Annotated in this window: 14 protein-coding genes; 8 read left to right on the top strand and 6 right to left on the bottom strand. The window is 66.7% G+C overall.

Translation table 11 applies throughout. The features are described from left to right. Positions 1 to 135 precede the first annotated feature (135 nt). From H9Q09_RS08095 to H9Q09_RS08080, 4 genes are all read left to right on the top strand, one after another. A complete protein-coding gene (locus H9Q09_RS08095) occupies positions 136 to 2,115 on the top strand; it encodes a bifunctional diguanylate cyclase/phosphodiesterase (RefSeq protein ID WP_246716053.1) in 1,980 nt (659 codons plus the stop codon). A 354-nt stretch (positions 2,116 to 2,469) separates the two neighbouring features. Then, positions 2,470 to 3,468: an ABC transporter substrate-binding protein gene (locus H9Q09_RS08090; protein ID WP_024351355.1), complete on the top strand. Its 999-nt coding sequence runs from the start codon at positions 2,470 to 2,472 to the stop codon at positions 3,466 to 3,468. Between the two features lie 245 nt (positions 3,469 to 3,713). After that, on the top strand, positions 3,714 to 4,601 hold the full coding sequence (locus H9Q09_RS08085) for a proline/glycine betaine ABC transporter permease (RefSeq protein WP_187390603.1): 888 nt from the start codon (positions 3,714 to 3,716) through the stop codon (positions 4,599 to 4,601). After that, positions 4,594 to 5,661 (top strand): glycine betaine/L-proline ABC transporter ATP-binding protein, encoded by a 1,068-nt coding sequence (locus H9Q09_RS08080; RefSeq protein WP_187390602.1) that lies wholly within the window; start codon positions 4,594 to 4,596, stop codon positions 5,659 to 5,661. Before H9Q09_RS08085 ends, H9Q09_RS08080 begins: the two co-directional genes overlap by 8 nt. A gap of 120 nt (positions 5,662 to 5,781) precedes the next feature. Here the strand turns inward: H9Q09_RS08080 and H9Q09_RS08075 are convergent, their stop codons facing one another. Beyond that, positions 5,782 to 5,991 carry a hypothetical protein gene (locus tag H9Q09_RS08075; RefSeq protein ID WP_187390601.1) on the bottom strand — a complete coding sequence of 70 codons (210 nt, stop codon included), beginning with the start codon at positions 5,989 to 5,991 and terminating at the stop codon, positions 5,782 to 5,784. 415 nt (positions 5,992 to 6,406) lie between these two features. Here H9Q09_RS08075 and bmt point away from each other — a divergent pair, with 415 nt between their 5' ends. Continuing rightward, positions 6,407 to 7,417, top strand: coding sequence for a betaine--homocysteine S-methyltransferase (bmt, locus tag H9Q09_RS08070; protein ID WP_187390600.1), 1,011 nt, complete (start codon positions 6,407 to 6,409; stop codon positions 7,415 to 7,417). Positions 7,418 to 7,438: 21 nt separating this feature from the next. Here the strand turns inward: bmt and H9Q09_RS08065 are convergent, their stop codons facing one another. The 4 genes from H9Q09_RS08065 to H9Q09_RS08050 all read right to left on the bottom strand — a co-directional run bounded on the left by H9Q09_RS08065 (position 7,439) and on the right by H9Q09_RS08050 (position 13,235). Beyond that, positions 7,439 to 9,019 (bottom strand): alanine/glycine:cation symporter family protein, encoded by a 1,581-nt coding sequence (locus tag H9Q09_RS08065; RefSeq protein WP_187390599.1) that lies wholly within the window; start codon positions 9,017 to 9,019, stop codon positions 7,439 to 7,441. 50 nt (positions 9,020 to 9,069) lie between these two features. Continuing rightward, a complete protein-coding gene (locus H9Q09_RS08060; protein ID WP_024351360.1) occupies positions 9,070 to 9,501 on the bottom strand; it encodes a universal stress protein in 432 nt (143 codons plus the stop codon). Between the two features lie 314 nt (positions 9,502 to 9,815). Further along, positions 9,816 to 11,375, bottom strand: a complete 1,560-nt coding sequence (locus H9Q09_RS08055; protein WP_230785384.1) for an adenylate/guanylate cyclase domain-containing protein — start codon at positions 11,373 to 11,375, stop codon at positions 9,816 to 9,818. Positions 11,376 to 11,651: 276 nt separating this feature from the next. Beyond that, positions 11,652 to 13,235, bottom strand: coding sequence for a trimethylamine methyltransferase family protein (locus H9Q09_RS08050; RefSeq protein ID WP_187390597.1), 1,584 nt, complete (start codon positions 13,233 to 13,235; stop codon positions 11,652 to 11,654). A 348-nt stretch (positions 13,236 to 13,583) separates the two neighbouring features. Between H9Q09_RS08050 and H9Q09_RS08045 the strand changes: the two genes are divergently transcribed. Beyond that, a complete protein-coding gene (locus H9Q09_RS08045; protein ID WP_187390596.1) occupies positions 13,584 to 14,276 on the top strand; it encodes a B12-binding domain-containing protein in 693 nt (230 codons plus the stop codon). A 103-nt stretch (positions 14,277 to 14,379) separates the two neighbouring features. Here H9Q09_RS08045 and H9Q09_RS08040 read toward each other — a convergent pair whose 3' ends face one another. After that, positions 14,380 to 14,526, bottom strand: coding sequence for a hypothetical protein (locus H9Q09_RS08040; protein ID WP_169513634.1), 147 nt, complete (start codon positions 14,524 to 14,526; stop codon positions 14,380 to 14,382). 108 nt (positions 14,527 to 14,634) lie between these two features. Between H9Q09_RS08040 and H9Q09_RS08035 the strand changes: the two genes are divergently transcribed. Both H9Q09_RS08035 and H9Q09_RS08030 read left to right on the top strand, forming a co-directional pair. Next, positions 14,635 to 15,297, top strand: a complete 663-nt coding sequence (locus H9Q09_RS08035) for a DUF1638 domain-containing protein (RefSeq protein ID WP_187390595.1) — start codon at positions 14,635 to 14,637, stop codon at positions 15,295 to 15,297. A gap of 261 nt (positions 15,298 to 15,558) precedes the next feature. Continuing rightward, positions 15,559 to 16,203, top strand: a complete 645-nt coding sequence (locus H9Q09_RS08030; RefSeq protein WP_187390594.1) for an exopolysaccharide biosynthesis protein — start codon at positions 15,559 to 15,561, stop codon at positions 16,201 to 16,203. Positions 16,204 to 16,286: the final 83 nt, after the last annotated feature.

The following is a 16,286-nucleotide window of genomic DNA, read 5'->3' as shown; positions in this document are numbered from 1 at the left end:
GGGTAAGGGTTTGCACGCCATCAAGACGGCTTCGCGTCTCTTCTGCCGACGCCACCGATCAGCCCCTCGGCCAATGTTCGATAAATCTTTACGTCTTGGACATACGGTCGCAGCGAAATCGGCGCGGAATGGGCGATGGTGCTCAAGTTTTTTTACAGGAATGGACTGACTGTTCTCGGCGGGCTGGCGATCGCCGGCGTCGTCGTGTTCGGCGCGCTGTCCATCGGTGGCGCCACCGTCGGCGGTCTCGTCGAGACCGAGATGCGGACCAAGGGCGAGAACTTCGCCCGGCTCCTCACCCAGCCCGGCGGCAATGTCGATGCCTTCCTCACCGGCCTGTCCCGCGACCCCGACGCCGAAACCGACATCCGCCGGCTGGCCGACCTCGCCAATATCGAGAGTTTCGCGATCTTCGATCGCAACGGCGAAGAGGTCTATCGCACGCGCTCCGACCGCTATGAATGGCTGCTGCGCGACCGTCCGGGCGGCATGCAGTCGGGCGACCGGCTGTCCGAGAGCGTCCTGGCGCGCGAGGGCGACTGGCAGGTCGTCGAGGATGACGGCTTCACCAATCCGACGGTGATCATGCCGCTGATCCGGAACGACCAGACGATCGGCTATGTCTCGATGGTCGGCAACATGGTCGCCAACCGCAGCGCGTTCAAAACGACGCTGGCGAACGCCTCCGCCCTGTTGCTGGTGCTGATCTTCTTCGCCACCGCGGTGCCGCTGCTTCTCTATATCCGCCGCAAGCGCAAGATCGCCGAGGCCGACGAGCGCATCATCTTCCTGGCCAATCACGACGCCCTGACCAAGCTGCTCAACCGGCATCGCATGCAGGAGGAGAGCGACCGGGTACTGGCCACCGTGCGCGCCACCCGCGAGCGCATGGCCTATCTGTATATCGACATCGACGAGATGTCCGAGATCAACGACCGGCTGGGCCAGGCCGCCGGCGACGAACTCCTGCGCGTGGTCGCCGACCGCCTGATCGGCGTCGTTGACCGCAACGACCTGCTGGCCCGCCTCGGCGCCGACGATTTCGCCGTCCTGCAGCGCCGCGTCGCCTCGCAGGAAGATGTCGCGGCGCTTTGCAAGCGGATCGTCGACGCGGTGACAGAGCCGGTCGAGATCGAGGGCACCACGGTGACCCCGAGCGTCTCCATCGGCTGCGCGCTCGCGCCCCAGGACGGACGCACCCATTCGGAACTGGTCAAGCATGCCGAGCTCGCGCATCTGCAGCACAAGACCGACAAATCCCGCAACCTGATCTATTTCGAACCGTCCATGGACGAGGCGATGCATCATCGCCGGCATATCGAAGGTCTGGTGCGTCGGGCTCTGGAGAACCAGAGCTTCGAGCTGTTCTACCAGCCGATCGTCAATGGCGACGGATCGCGGCTGCTCGGATTCGAGGCGCTGATCCGCATGCGCGACGAAGAGGGCAACCAGATCTCGCCGGCGGTCTTCATCCCGATCGCCGAGGCGCGCGGCTACATCAAGACCATCGGCACCTGGGTGATCGGCGAGGCCGTCCGCCAGATCGCGCTGTGGCCGGAGCATCTCTTCGTCTCGGTCAATCTGAGTCCGGTGCAGTTCGGCGACGGCGACCTCGTCTCGATCGTCAAGTCGGCCCTCGACAAGGCCGGCGTCGACGGCAGCCGCCTCGAGATCGAGGTGGTCGAGTCGCTGGTCCTGGAGCGCTCCGACGAGATCCTCGCCCAGCTGCGCGAGCTCAAGGCCCTCGGCATCTCCATCGACATGGACGATTTCGGCACCGGCTATTCCTCGCTCGGCTATCTCTGGCGCTTCCCGTTCGACAAGCTGAAGATCGACCAGTCCTTCATGGTGGCCTACGAGAATGGCGAGCCCAGCGTGCCGCAGATTCTCGACACCATCGTCTCGATGGCCCACCACATGAACATGAAGGTCACCGCCGAGGGCATCGAGACCCGCGAGCAGGTCGACCTGCTCAAGAGCCTGGGCTGCGACCAGCTCCAGGGCTTCTATTTCGGCAAGCCGATGCCGGCCGAACGGGTGGCCAGCGAAGCGCTGGCGCGGTTCCGCCACGGGCCGTCCGACGACAGCGCGGTGCGTCCGTCGGCGACCGCATAGAGGCGTCGCCGCATTCGCGGGGACCTGCCGCCGTGGCGGCGCAATTTCCCGCCCTTCTCAAATCCCCGCGGCGGCCTGTCGCTGCCAGCCCGCCGGACGCCCGTCTGCAGCGGCCGAACAGGCCGTGAATTTTGCCGCGCGCAGCCCTGCCCGCCTGCCCCAAGAGCGCCATATTTGAGAAAACAGGTTGGATTCCGGCCGTTAGCAGGCTAGCCTCTCCAAGAACGTTCAAAGAGATGCCTGCCGTCCGGCAGCAACGAGCCGTATGCGGGAGACATGGGCACAATCACCCCGTGTTCGCGTCGCCATTCCTGCGTACGATACTCGCCTCGCACAAAGAAGTAAGGATTACGCATGAAATTTCTTCTCGCCTCAACCTGTCTCGCAGCGGCCCTGTTCGGGTTCAGCGCCACCGCCTCGGCGCAGGAGAACTGTGAACTGAGCGTGTCGAACATGAACTGGGCGTCGGCAGAGGTTCTGGCGGCGATCGACAAAATCATCCTCGAAGAGGGCTATGGCTGCACCGTGCGCCTCCTGCCGGGCGACACCATGCCGACCTTCGCCTCGATGACCGAGAAGCAGGAGCCGGACGTCGCGCCCGAGATGTGGGTCAACCAGTTCCGCGACCAGATCGACAAGGCCGCCGAGGAAGGCACCATCGCCTTCGGCGCCGAGGTCCTGTCGGACGGCGGCGAGGAAGGCTGGTGGGTCCCGACCTACTTCGCCGAGGCCCATCCCGAGATCAAGACCGTCGGCGACGCGCTGGAGCATCCCGAGCTGTTCCCGGCGAACGAGGATCCGTCCAAGGGCGCCGTCTACAACTGCCCGGCCGGCTGGGGCTGCCAGATCACCACGGCGAACCTGTTCAAGGCCTATGACGGCGAGGAGAAGGGCTTCACCCTGATCGACACCGGCTCGGCCGCCGGGCTCGACGGCTCGATCGCCAAGGCCTACGAGAACAAGGAGCCGTGGCTCGGCTATTACTGGGCGCCGACCGCCATTCTCGGCAAGTACCCGATGAAGAAGCTGCCCTTCGACGCCGAGCACGATCCCAAGGAATGGGCCGAGTGCACGACCCAGGTCGATTGCGCCGAGCCGAAGATCAACGCCTGGACCAAGTCCGAGGTCTTCACCGTCCTGACGCCGAAGGTGCAGGAACAGTCGCCCGAGGTGGCCGAGTATCTGAACACCCGCGCCTGGGGCAACGACACGGTCAACAAGCTCCTCGCCTGGAAGGAAGAGCAGCAGGCGACCGGCGAGGACACCGCCTACTACTTCCTCGAGAACAACCCGGACCTGTGGACCGGCTGGGTCTCCGAGGACGCGGCCGAGAAGATCAAGTCGGCGCTCTGATCCGGGCCGGCTGACACGATGACGACGGGCCTGCCGGTGGTCACACCACCGGCAGGTCATTCTCGCCCCTGCCCGGTTCCGGGCAATGCGCTTGGCGGGCGCTTGACGGCCGATCCCGGCCGACGCGCCCTGCCCCACGGTTGCGACCGGCACCACGGCCCCCTCGCGGGTCCATCGCCGGCCGTGCGACCGCAGGCCCGCCCCGGGCCCCATGATCCAGAAAACATGCCAAGGAGACCTCGACTGTGGATTGGTTGGCCGAATTTCCACAACTGGCGGGGCGAGACCTGCGCTTGATGTCGCGCACGATCGACCAGTACTACCGCTCGTTCTCGCGCGCCTATGGCGACACGATCGAAGCGATCTTCCGCCCGTTGCTCGAGTTCCTCCTGTGGTTCGAACGGCTTCTGATCCAGACCCCGTGGTGGATCATCCTGCTGGTCATCGTCGGCATCGTCTGGCTGGCCAGCCGGTCGAAGGCGATCACCGTCGGCACCTTCGTGGCCCTGATCCTCATCGGCGTGTTCGGCATGTGGGAAGACACCATGCGAACCCTGTCGATCATCGTCGTCTGCACGCTGATGTCGATCATCATCGGCATGCCGATCGGCATCATCATGTCGCGCTCCAACAAGGTGCAGGCGGTCATCAATCCGATCCTCGACGTGATGCAGACGATGCCGTCCTTCGTCTATCTCATCCCGATCGTCATGCTGCTCGGCATCGGCCTCATTCCGGGTCTGCTGGTGGTGGTGATCTACGCCATGCCGCCGATCATCCGGCTGACCAATCTCGGCATCCGGCTGGTCGACAAGGAAGTGCTGGAGGCCGCCAACGCCTTCGGCTCCTCGGGCTGGCAGAAGCTGACACAGGTGCAGCTGCCGCTCGCCCTGCCGACCATCATGGCCGGCATCAACCAGACCATCATGATGGCCCTCGCCATGGTCGTCGTCGCCTCGCTGATCGGCGTGCGCGGCCTCGGCCAGCCGGTGCTGCAGGCCATCACCAATCAGTATTTCACGCAGGGCGTCCTGAATGGCCTGGCGATCGTCGCCATCGCCATCATCTTCGACCGCTCCAGCCAGGCCTACGGCAAGCGCCTGCAGCGTCACCGGGAGGCCGCCCATGGCTGATGAGATCGCCATCAAGATCCGCAAGCTTTACAAGATCTTCGGCCCCGAAGACAAAGCGATGGTGGATCTCGTACGCCAGGGCATGTCGAAGACCGAGCTCCTCGCCGAGCACAGCCACGTGCTCGGGCTGAAGGACATCAACATCGACATCCCGGCCTCCGGCATCCAGGTGGTGATGGGGCTCTCGGGCTCGGGCAAGTCCACCCTGATCCGCCACATCAACCGGCTGATCGAACCGTCCGCCGGCGAGATCCTGATCGACGACGAAGATGTCCTCGCCATGACGGACACGCGCCTGCGCGATTTCCGGCGCCACAAGATCTCGATGGTCTTCCAGCGCTTCGGCCTCCTGCCCCACAAGACCGTCATCGACAACGTCGCCTACGGGCTGGAGGTGATGGGCAAGTCGCGCAAGGAGCAGCGCGACGGCGCGATGCGCTGGATCGAGCGCGTCGGGCTGAAGGGCTACGAGGACAATTATCCGGCCCAGCTCTCCGGCGGCATGCAGCAGCGCGTCGGCCTGGCGCGGGCGCTGGCGACGGACGCCGACATCCTGTTGATGGACGAGGCCTTCTCGGCGCTCGATCCGCTGATCCGCACGGACATGCAGAGCGTGCTCCTGGATCTGCAGACCGAACTGCACAAGACCATCGTGTTCATCACCCACGATCTCGACGAGGCGCTGCGGCTCGGCGAGCAGATCGCCATCCTGCGGGCCGGCGAGATCGTCCAGCAGGGCACCGCGCAGGACATCGTGCTGCGCCCGGCCGACGACTACATCTCGTCCTTCGTGCGCGAGGTGAACCGTGGCCGGGTGATTCAGGTCGAGACGGTGATGGAGCCGATCGCGCCCGGCGAGGCGCCGGCGCCGGAAAGCGTGCCGATCCAGCGGGGCACGATCCTGGAGGAGGCTGCGCGCCGCATGACCGGCGACGGCGTCACCAAGGCGCATGTGGTCAACGGAACCGGCATGCCGATGGGCACCCTGACCATGCGCGGCCTGATGGCGGCCATGGTCACGCCGGTCCTGAAAGACGCGCTGGACGCCAGCGAACTGTAATCCTGCAAGGATGGCCGGCGGCGCAGGGCGTCGCCGGTCGCCGCAGCGATCTCATCCGGCCCGCGACGCCCCCACGTCGCGGGTTTCGTGCGATCGGCGACGGCCGCGCCGCCGCGGCAATCAGGCGGCGATGCGATCCGGCAGCGCGGAGGCGCCAGCCCCGCCGAAGATGCGCTCGCAGCATTCGGCCAGAAGGTCGAGATCGACCGGCGCCTGGCGGATCAGCGCCTGCTCGATCCGGGCGCGGTCGTAGCCCTCACGGGCGAGCGCGCGAATGGCGGCGGTGACGATGTCGACCTCGTCCAGTCGCTTCGGCAATCGCTCGAACATGCAAAATCCCCCTGCTTCGTCCCTCTGCGGCGATTCCCCTCGCGCGCTGCCGCGCGAATCGCCATGGTCAAATTATTAACAGAACCTTGCCGGAACTTTGCGGCAACCCCGTTTGCCGCTACGGAAGGCCATCTGCCGTCCGGTGCGTGGGTTCCCTCTTGGCCGCCGATTGTGGCGGTTGCACCGCACAATCCGACTTGTCCCCAAGACATTGTGTCTCAGGCCCCCCGCGTCTTCCGCTGCGTGCGCCGCTTGCCGCGGGCTGACTGCGCGATGACGCGTTCGGAAGATCGCAGCCGCCGCGGGGCCGGCATCATCCGCCAGACGCACACGGGCCGCACGTCGCGAGGACCCGTGCCGCCGTCACATCATCATCAGGCGTCGCCGCGACGCCGCTCGAACCGGAGGCCACCCGATGCCGCATTCGCTGACCCAGCTCCTGGACGCGAAGGGCGTCCTCCTCGCGGACGGGGCCACCGGGACCAATCTGTTCGAGGTGGGGCTGGAGGCCGGCGAAGCGCCGGAGATGTGGCTGGAGAGCCATCCCGACCGGATCACGGCGCTGCACCAGGCCTTCGTCGACAACGGCGCCGACATCATCCTGAGCTGCTCCTTCGGCGCCAATCGCCACCGGCTGAAGCTGCACCAGGCCGAAGGCCGTACCCACGCGCTCAACCGGATCGCCGCCGAACTGGCGCGGGCGGTGGCCGATGCGGCAGGTCGTCCCGTCGTGGTCGGCGGATCGGTCGGCCCGACCGGCGAGCTGCTGCAGCCGCTGGGCGCCCTTTCCTATGCCGAAACCGTCGAGGCCTTCCGCGAGCAGATCGCCGGCCTCAAGGAAGGCGGCGTCGACGTGGTGTGGATCGAGACCATGTCGGCGGCCGAAGAGGTGCGCGCGGCGGCCGAGGCGGCGCTCGCCTGCAACATGCCCTATGTCGTCACCGGCTCCTTCGACAGCGCCGGCCGGACCATGATGGGCATTCACCCCTGCGACTTCCACAAGGCGGTCGACGGCCTGTCGCCGCGCCCCGTCGCGGTCGGCGCGAATTGCGGCGTCGGCGCGTCGGACATGCTGGCGACGGCTCTGGAGCTGGAAACGGGTTCGCCGGACTCCGCCCTGGTCGTGAAGGCCAATTGCGGCATTCCGCGCTTCGTCGACGGCGGCACGGTCTATTCCGGCACGCCCGAGCAGATGGCCGATTACGCCCGGCTGGCGATCGATGCGGGCGCCCGGATCATCGGCGGTTGCTGCGGAACCTCGCCGCATCATCTCGGCGCCATGCGCCACGCCATCGATACCCATGTCCGCCGTCAGCGGCCGAGCATCGCCGAAATCGTCGAGGCCGTCGGCCCGCTGGTCAACAAGGCGGCGTCGGCCGTCGGCGAAACGGCGCCGCGCACGGGCCGCCGGCGAAGCCGGGACTGAGCCGGCTTCGCGCTTTTCCGGTCAGTGGTAGCGCGGGATCTTGCCGGCCCGCAGCTTGGCGAGATAGCCGGTCATCTCCCGCTTCACCACCGGCATCAGGAAGTACAGGCCGATGATGTTGGCGATGCCCATGGCGAACAGCGAGGCGTCGGAGAAGTCTAGCACTGCGCCGAGGCTGACGGAGGCGCCGAGAACGACGAACAGGCAGAACAGGACCTTGAAGAACAGGTCCGAGGTCTTGGAATCGCCGAACAGGAACAGCCACGCCTTCAGCCCGTAATAGGACCAGGAGATCATGGTCGAGAAGGCGAAGAGCACCACGGCGAGCCCCAGCACGTAGGGGAACCACGGGATCGCCGTGCCGAAGGCCGCCGAGGTCAGTTCGACGCCGCTGAGCGAGCCTTCCGTGGCGATCTGGCCGAGGCCCTGATCCCAGACATACAGGCCGGTCGCCGGGTCCTGCTGCATGACGCCGCTGATGGTGATCACCAGCGCCGTCGCCGTGCAGATCACCACGGTGTCGATGAACGGCTCCAGCATCGACACGAAACCCTCGGTAACCGGATGGTCGGTCTGCACCGCCGCATGGGCGATCGCCGCCGAGCCGATGCCGGCCTCGTTGGAGAAGGTCGCACGGCGCAGGCCCTGGATCAGCGCGCCGACAATGCCGCCGGCGACCCCCAGCCCGGTGAAGGCGCCGGCGAAGATCTGGCCGACCGCCCAGCCGATCCGGTCGTATTCGACGCCGATGATCACCAGAGCGGCGCCCAGATAGAGCAGTCCCATGAACGGCACCAGCTTCTCGGTGACGCGTGCGATCGACTTGATGCCGCCGACGATGACCATGAAGACGATGATCGCCATGACGACGCCGGTGATCCAGCCACGGCCGTTCAGGAAGCTCTCCTCGCCGCCGGTGATGACGACCAGCTGCGCATGGGCCTGGTTGGCCTGGAACATGTTGCCGCCGCCCCAGGAGGCGAAGACGCAAAAGATCGCGAAGAGCACGGCAAGGAACCGGCCGAGCTTGGCGTAGCCGAGTTCCGCCATGCCCTTGCGCAGATAATGCATCGGTCCGCCGGAGACGCGCCCGTCGGGGTATTCCTCGCGGTATTTCACGCCGAGGGTGCATTCGGTGAATTTCGAGGCCATGCCGAGAAGACCGGCGAGGATCATCCAGAAGGTTGCGCCCGGGCCGCCGATCGAGACCGCGACGGCGACGCCGGCGATATTGCCGAGGCCGACCGTGCCCGAGACCGCCGTCGCCAGCGCCTGGAAATGGGTGACCTCACCCGCCGCATCCGGCGAGGTGTACTGGCCGCGCACGAGCTGGATGGCATGGCCGACCAGACGGAACTGCACGAAGCCGAAATAGACCGTGAAGATCGCCGCCGCCGTGATCAGCCACAGGACGATCCAGGGCAGTTCGGTGCCCGGCAGCGGCGCGAAGATGAAGCTCACGAAGGGGGTCGTGACCGGCTCCATGATCGCCGAAAGGGTCGCATCGATGGAAAAGCCCGGCTCGGCGTCCTGCGCTGCGGCGGGCCCGGTCAGGAGAAGGCTGGCGCCCGCCAGCGGCAGGAGAGCGGCGGTCTTCGGCATGACGCAACCTCTGTCTGGATCGAAATTCCGTGCGGCGGATGCAAGGCGGCTCATGGCACGATCACGGTCGGGATGCGGGCAACCTGCGCCAGTCCCAGGGTGACGCTGCCGAAGATCTTGTTCTGGACCGGGCCCCTGCCCGTGCGCCCGACGAAGATCATCGCCGCCTTCTGATGCTCGGCAACCGCGAGGATGATCTCGGTCGGTGCGCCGAAGCGGATTTCGCAATCGACGGTGACCCCTTCGGCCGAAATCTCGGCGACGAGCGGATCGAGCAGCGTGGTCCTGGCGCGTTCGAGCTCCTGGCGCCGGCGCATCTTGCGCTCGTCGAGTTCCTCGGCGGTCAGGAAGCTGTAGGGCGACCATTGCAGGACGTGGACGATGTGGAGGGCCGCCCCGCTCGCCTTGGCCCGCACCACCGCGTAGTCGACGACGCTGCGATCATGCCCGTCATAGGCAACGACAAAGATCTCGGTCGCCATGGGCGATCACCCCTCTATCGGTCGGTCGGGCAGCAAGACGATCTGAGCCAAACCATCAATATTGGTTATGGTAGGTTCAATTCCGGTGATGGCAAACGCTTTTCGCGCCATGCGTGTTACCGCCGAAGGCCGCAGCGCACGGCGCAGCCACCGTCACCCGGTCTCGAAAGGCGGGAAATCCTTCGTGTTTCCAGAGGGCTGGGCTCCGGCCGCGGTCACGCGCCCGGCCGCCGGATGCGCCTCCACCGCCGAAGATAATCCTGGGCTTTCGACGCGATCCGAAGGCGTGCAATGCCGCTGGGGCAGCGCTCCGGTCAGGATGTCAGCGGCCGGCGTCGCTTCAGCGCTTCCACGGCGTCGGTCAGGACGGCGTGCAGGCGGTCCCGCTCGACCTCGGTCAGCCGTTCGAGATCGAGGAAGATGCGGGCGCCCTCGGCATATTCATTGATCACGCCGGGCGCCGCGTCCGTAGCCTCGTCGTGGATGCCCTCGACCACATAGGGGATCACCTCGCGGCTGATCCCCTTCAGCGAGATCGGCGCCAGCGGCCGGGCCCGCACGTCGTCCTCCACATGGGCATAGGTCTCGTAGCTCATCACGATGCCGCCGGGCTCGGCGATCTGCTCAAGCCGGGCGGCGAGGTTCGCCTCGGCCCCGATGATCGTGTAATCCATGCGGTCGGCGCTGCCGAAATTGCCGACATTGCAGAAGCCGGTATTGATGCCCATCCGGGCCTGGAACGGCTTCTCGATGCCGCGGCGACGCCATTCGGCGTTGAGCTCGACCATCCGCCGCTGCATGGCGATCGCCATGGCGAGGCACGCCTTGGCATCCTCGCGCGGGCCCATCGTTTCGGGATCGCCGAAGAAGGCGAGGATCGCGTCGCCAATGAATTTGTCGACCGTGGCGCCGTGCTCCTGCGCGATCTTCGACATCTCGGTGAAATACTCGTTCAGAAGCTGGGTCAGTTCCTCCGGCTGCAGCCGCTCGGAGGTGACGGTGAAATCCTTGATGTCGGAGAAGAAGATCGTCAGCTTCTTGCGCTCGGTCGAGATGGTGACGTCGCGCTCGCCGCTGAAGATGCTGCGATAGACCTGCGGCGACAGATATTTGGAAATCTTCATGGAGACCGAGGCTAGGAAGGAATTGGCCTCTTCCAGTTCGGTGTTCATGCGCCCGAAGGTGCGGGCCTGGCGCCATTGCAGCGCGGCAAAGCAGACGCCGAACAGGCCGGCACCGACGAAATAGGCGAGGAGATACTTGAAGGAGAGGAGATTGGCGGCGATCGGCTGCTCGATCTCCACCTCCTGGATGCCGCGGATGTCGCCGACCTGCCAGTCCCGCTTCGGGCTCTCGGGATGGGCGTTGTGGCAGGCGACGCAGGCCTCCCCCATGACCACCGGCGCCGCCAGCCGGATATTGCGATCGAGCAGCGAACCGTTGACCTGCGTGATCAGCGGATGGTCGGCGCCGTTGGTTCGGAAGGTCTGCAGCGCATCGCGCTCGAAGGCGTCGAGGACGTGCGGCGCGCGCTTGGCGAAGACCAGATCGGAGGCGAAGCGGTAGCGGATATTCTCGCCGCGCCGACCGATCACCTCGCCCAGCTCCAGCGACAGGGTGGCCGGGATCGGGATCGCGCCGGGCACTTCCAGATAATTATGGGCGGCGATGGTCCGGCCCTCGGGATTGGCCAGCACCCGGCCGACGACATTGCGCGCATAATAGCTGCGGATATCGGTGATCATGGAATTCAGGCTGTTCGCCTGGGCGTTCAGCGCCGTGTCGGAGAGATGGCGCATATCCATCCAGACCGCCACCGGCAGAAGCGCCAGCGCCAGCGCCACCGTGATGGCAAAGTAGATCGGCCGTGCCATCAGATACCGGAAGATCGCGCCCATCGTTCTCTCCTCGAACGGGTGGCGCAAATATAACGACAAAACGCGGCAGATGTCTTTGCGTCATTTTCCGGGACGCCGCGAGCGGTGGGGAGAGCGCCTGGCCGCGCAGCCGGCGGCCGGGCGGCCGGCGCGTTCGGCGTAACTTAGCCGTCAGCTTTCGTCGTGGCCGCGCCAGACCGCGCGGTGGATCGTCCGGGCGATCCTCGCCGCCGACGTGGTTTCGGGCTGGGCGGCCGGGTCCGCCTCTCCCTTTCAGGCGAAGGCGTCGGCCTCGGCGGCCTTGCGCTTGGCAACGAACGCCGTCAGCGCCTCGGCGATGGCGGGATCGAGCGCCGGCGCCTCGTAGGATTCCAGCCAGCGCCGGCAGAGCTGCCCGGCGCGGTTCTCGGCCCGCAACGCGCCTTCCGCCGACCATTGCTCGAAGGAATTGTTGTCGGCGATGGCCGAGCGGTAGAACGCCGTCTGGAAATTGTCCTGGGTGTGCTGGCAGCCGAGGAAGTGGCTGCCCGGACCGACCTCGCGGATCGCCGACATGGCCTGCCCGTTCTCCGACAGATCGACGCCGCGCGAGAAGGCCTGCATCATGCCAAGCTGGTCGCAATCCATCACGAATTTCTCGAAGCAGACGGCCAGCCCGCCCTCCAGCCAGCCGGCCGCATGCAGGACGAAATTGGTGCCCGCCAGCATGGTGGAGTTCAGCGTGTTGGCGCTCTCATAGGCGGCCTGGGCGTCGGGCACCTTGGAGGCACAGAGCGACCCGCCGGTGCGGAACGGCAGGCCGAGCCGGCGCGCCAGCTGGGCCGCGCCGTAGGACACCAGCGCCGGCTCGGGCGTGCCGAAGGTCGGCGCCCCGGACTGCATGGAGATCGACGAGGCGAAGGTGCCGAAGACCACCGGCGCGCCCGGCCGGCAGAGCTGGGTGAAGGCGGCCCCGGCCAGCGCCTCGGCCAAAACCTGCGCCAGCGTGCCGGCGACCGTGACCGGGCTCATCGCGCCGGCGAGGATGAAGGGCGTGACGATGCAGGCCTGGTTGGCGCGGGCATAGACCTTCAGCGCGCCCAGCATGGTGCCGTCGAAGGTCATCGGCGAATTGGCGTTGATCAGGTTGATGACCACGCAATTCTCGTCGACGAACTTCTCGCCGAACAGGATGCGGCACATCTCCACCGTGTCGCGGGCTCGCTCCGGCGCCGTCACCGAGCCCATGAACGGCTTGTCCGACAGGGTCATGTGGGCCAGCAGCATGTCGAGATGCCGCTTGTTGACCGGGATGTCGACGGGCTCGCAGACGGTGCCGCCGGAATGGTGCAGCGACGGCGCCAGATAGGCCAGCTTCACGATATTGCGGAAATCCTCGATGGTCGCATAGCGCCGCACGCCGTCGAGATCGCGGACGAAGGGCGGGCCGTAGACCGGCGCGAAGACCGTCGCCTTGCCGCCGATCTCGACCGAGTTCTCCGGGTTGCGCGCATGCTGGACGAAGGTCCGCGGCGCCGTCTTCAGAAGCTCGCGGCACAGGCCCTTGGGAAACCGGACGCGCTCGCCCGAGACCCCGGCCCCGGCCGCCTTCCACATCTCCAGCGCCTCGGCGTCGTCGCGGAACTCGATGCCGATCTCTTCGAGGATGGTGTCGGCATTCGCCTCGATGATGGCGAGTCCCGCCTCGTCGAGGAGCTCGTATTCCGGCACGTTGCGGCGGATGTAGCTCAGCTTCGTCCCGGAAGCGCTCTGGACGCGGGCCGCGCGCCGGGCCGTCGCCCCGCCGCCGGTGCCGCGGCCGCGCCGGCCGCCTTCGGTGCGCGGCGTCTCGCTCAGATGTCCGGTTTCGTCGCTCATCGTCAGGTCTCCGGCCAAAGCGGCAGCCCGCGCGGGCTCAAGCCGCACGGGCGTTCGATCTGCCCCGATACTAGGAGCAGCGCCGGCCGCTGCCGTCTTACCTGCGAAGGCCGGTGACGCGCCGAGAACAATGACGGCGCCGGCCCGCATCGGCCGGCCCCTGGCGGGCGCTTCGGCCTGCGTCGCGCGGCGGCGCGCACGTCGCTTTCGCAATGGCGGATGTCGCAGCAAAGAGATTGCGCGGCTGCGGCTGCCCTAGAGTGAAGGCTGCGGACGGACGAGGCGGCGCAGTCGCTGAAAGTCGCGTTCGGGGCAGTTCCGGGTTCCTCCCGCCACAAGGAATGCGCCATGGCCGATGCCGACGACATCATTCTGGCCGAACTGTCGGACGACGATCTCGTCGCCCAGATGAAGGACGACCTCTATGACGGACTGCGCGAGGAGATCGAGGAGGGAACGCAGATCCTCCTCGAACGCGGATGGACGCCCTATGACGTCCTGACCAAGGCGCTGGTCGGCGGCATGCAGATCGTCGGCGAGGATTTTCGCGACGGCATCCTGTTCGTGCCCGAGGTGCTTCTGTCGGCCAATGCAATGAAGGCCGGCATGGCCATCCTGCGGCCGCTGCTCGCCGAGACCGGCGCGCCGAAGCAGGGCAAGATGGTCATCGGCACGGTGAAGGGCGACATCCACGACATCGGCAAGAATCTCGTCGGCATGATGATGGAAGGCGCCGGCTTCGAGATCGTCGATCTCGGCATCAATATCGACGTCGACAAATATCTCGCGGCGATCGAGGACCACCAGCCGGAATTCCTCGGCATGTCGGCGCTGCTGACGACGACCATGCCCTACATGAAGGTCGTCATCGACACGCTCGTCCAGAAGGGCATTCGCGACGACGTCATCGTCCTGGTCGGCGGCGCGCCGCTGAACGAGGATTTCGCCAACCAGGTCGGCGCCGACGCCTATTGCCGCGACGCTGCAGTCACGGTGGAGACCGCCCGGAACCTGATGGAACGGCGGCACAACCAACTGTGACGCCGGCCCTGCCCGCCCGTCCGGCCGCACGCCGGGCCCCGGATACGCAAAAGGCGCGGCGACCGTCGGTCACCACGCCTTTTCGAACTGCTGACGCGCGCGTTTACCGGGCGACGTCGTTCACAGCGGCGCCGGTGGCATCCACCGTGTTGCCCACGTCGCGACCGACGCCGCGCACGGTGTTGGCGCAGGCCGAAAGCGCCAGGGCTCCGGCGAGAAGAGTGGACACGATGGCGATGCGCTTGGTCATTGTGGGGTCTCCGGTTGGCAAATGTGACCGAAAAACGGTGCAGTGCCCCGCTGGTTCCCACCACGCGCCGGTTTTTGACAGGCGTGGTGAATGTCAGGTCACCGGGCAATGAATCCCCTGCCGCATGACGGCGTGTCGAGGTCGGCTCCGCCCGCCCCCGAAACGCTGACGGTCATCGCCTGCGGCGCCATCGCCCGCGAGGTTCTGGCCGTCCTGTCGGCCAACGGGCTGGCCCATGTCACAGTCACTTGCCTGCCGGCAGACCTGCATAACGCGCCGCAGAAGATCGCGCCGGCCGTCGAGGCCGCCATCATCGCGGCCCGCGCAGACGGCGCCGGGCGGATTTTCATCGCCTATGCCGATTGCGGCACCGGCGGCCTCCTCGACGCGGTCTGCCAGCGACACGGCGTCGACCGCATTGCCGGACCGCACTGCTACGCGTTCTTTGCCGGCAATGATCGCTTTGCCGCCGATGCGGAGGCGCAGATGACGACCTTCTGGCTGACCGACTTTCTCGCCCGCCAGTTCGACGCCTTCGTCACCCGGCCGATGAAGCTCGACCGTCATCCCGAACTGATCGGCATGCTCTTCGGCCACTACGAACGCGTCGTCTATCTCGCCCAGACCGACGCCCCGGATCTCGACCGGCGCGGACGTCAGATCGCGGCGAAACTGGGGCTCGGCTACGAGCGCCGTTTCGTCGGCTACGGCGATCTGAGCGACGCCATCATCGCGGCCGCCGCGCCCGTGCCGGAACACGCGCCCGCCTGAGTCCCCTGCCGCCGGCCCGTTTGCGCGGTTCGCCCCCGCGGACGGCGGGCGGCACGATCATGGCCCCTGCGACCTTCGCAGGGCCCGCGGGGATCACGTCTTGATCTTTACAGGGAAAACCCCGATTTAACGCCTTCAAGGGCACAGTGGATCGACGAAGCCCGGTCAGGCGGCAGCGTCGTTCGCGGACCGTTCCTCACACGCGACGGAACAGGCCGCATCATGAGCTTTTCCGAAGTCCCCGTTCCCAGAGCGTCCTCCGTGTCACCTGCCGTCTTCTCCAGCCTCCGACAATCGCTCCGGCGGCGTGGTGCCAAGCGGCAGAAGCGGATTTCGGCGATCCTGCGCGGCCTGTCCCACCGCAACCGCGCCGGCGCGACGATCGGCGAGCTCTCCCAGGCTTTCGACACCCGCTCCTTCGGCGCCTTCTTCATCCTGTTCGGCGGCCTGAACCTGGTGCCGCTGCCGCCCGGCGCCTCGATCTTTCTTGGCCTGCCGCTGGTGCTGTTCACGCTGCAGCTGGCGGTCGGCCGGCATCGGCTGTGGCTGCCCGAGCGCATCCGCAAGATCCGGATCACCTCCGAGATGCTGGCGCGCGTCGTCACCCGCATCGGACCGATGCTCCGCCGGATCGAGCGTCTCGCCCGGCATCGCTACTGGCCCGAGCCCGAATGGCTGCTGCTGTCGGGCATCGGCTGGTTCTGCTTCGTCATGTCGATCCTGATCGCCATTCCGTTTCCGCTGACCAACATGTTTCCGGGCGTCTCCGTCGCCATCGCCGGCATCGCCATCACGGCGCGCGACGGTCTCTGGCTGATCGCCTCGATCCTCGTCGGCATCGCCTCGACGATCTTCCTTCTCAGCGTCTACGGCGCCGCGGCCCTGGCCGTGATGGGGCTGTTCTAGCCGCTCCACGCCGCGCCGGCCGCCGTGGCCGGGCCGCATCAGGACGCCTGTCCCCGCGCCCCGCGCCCCGCGCGCCCGATGTC

It is taken from the genome of Aurantimonas sp. DM33-3, assembly GCF_014334315.1.
Lineage (GTDB): Bacteria > Pseudomonadota > Alphaproteobacteria > Rhizobiales > Rhizobiaceae > Aurantimonas > Aurantimonas coralicida.
Note: the sequence above shows the minus strand (reverse complement) of the source record. Positions and strands in the feature narration are given on the sequence as shown.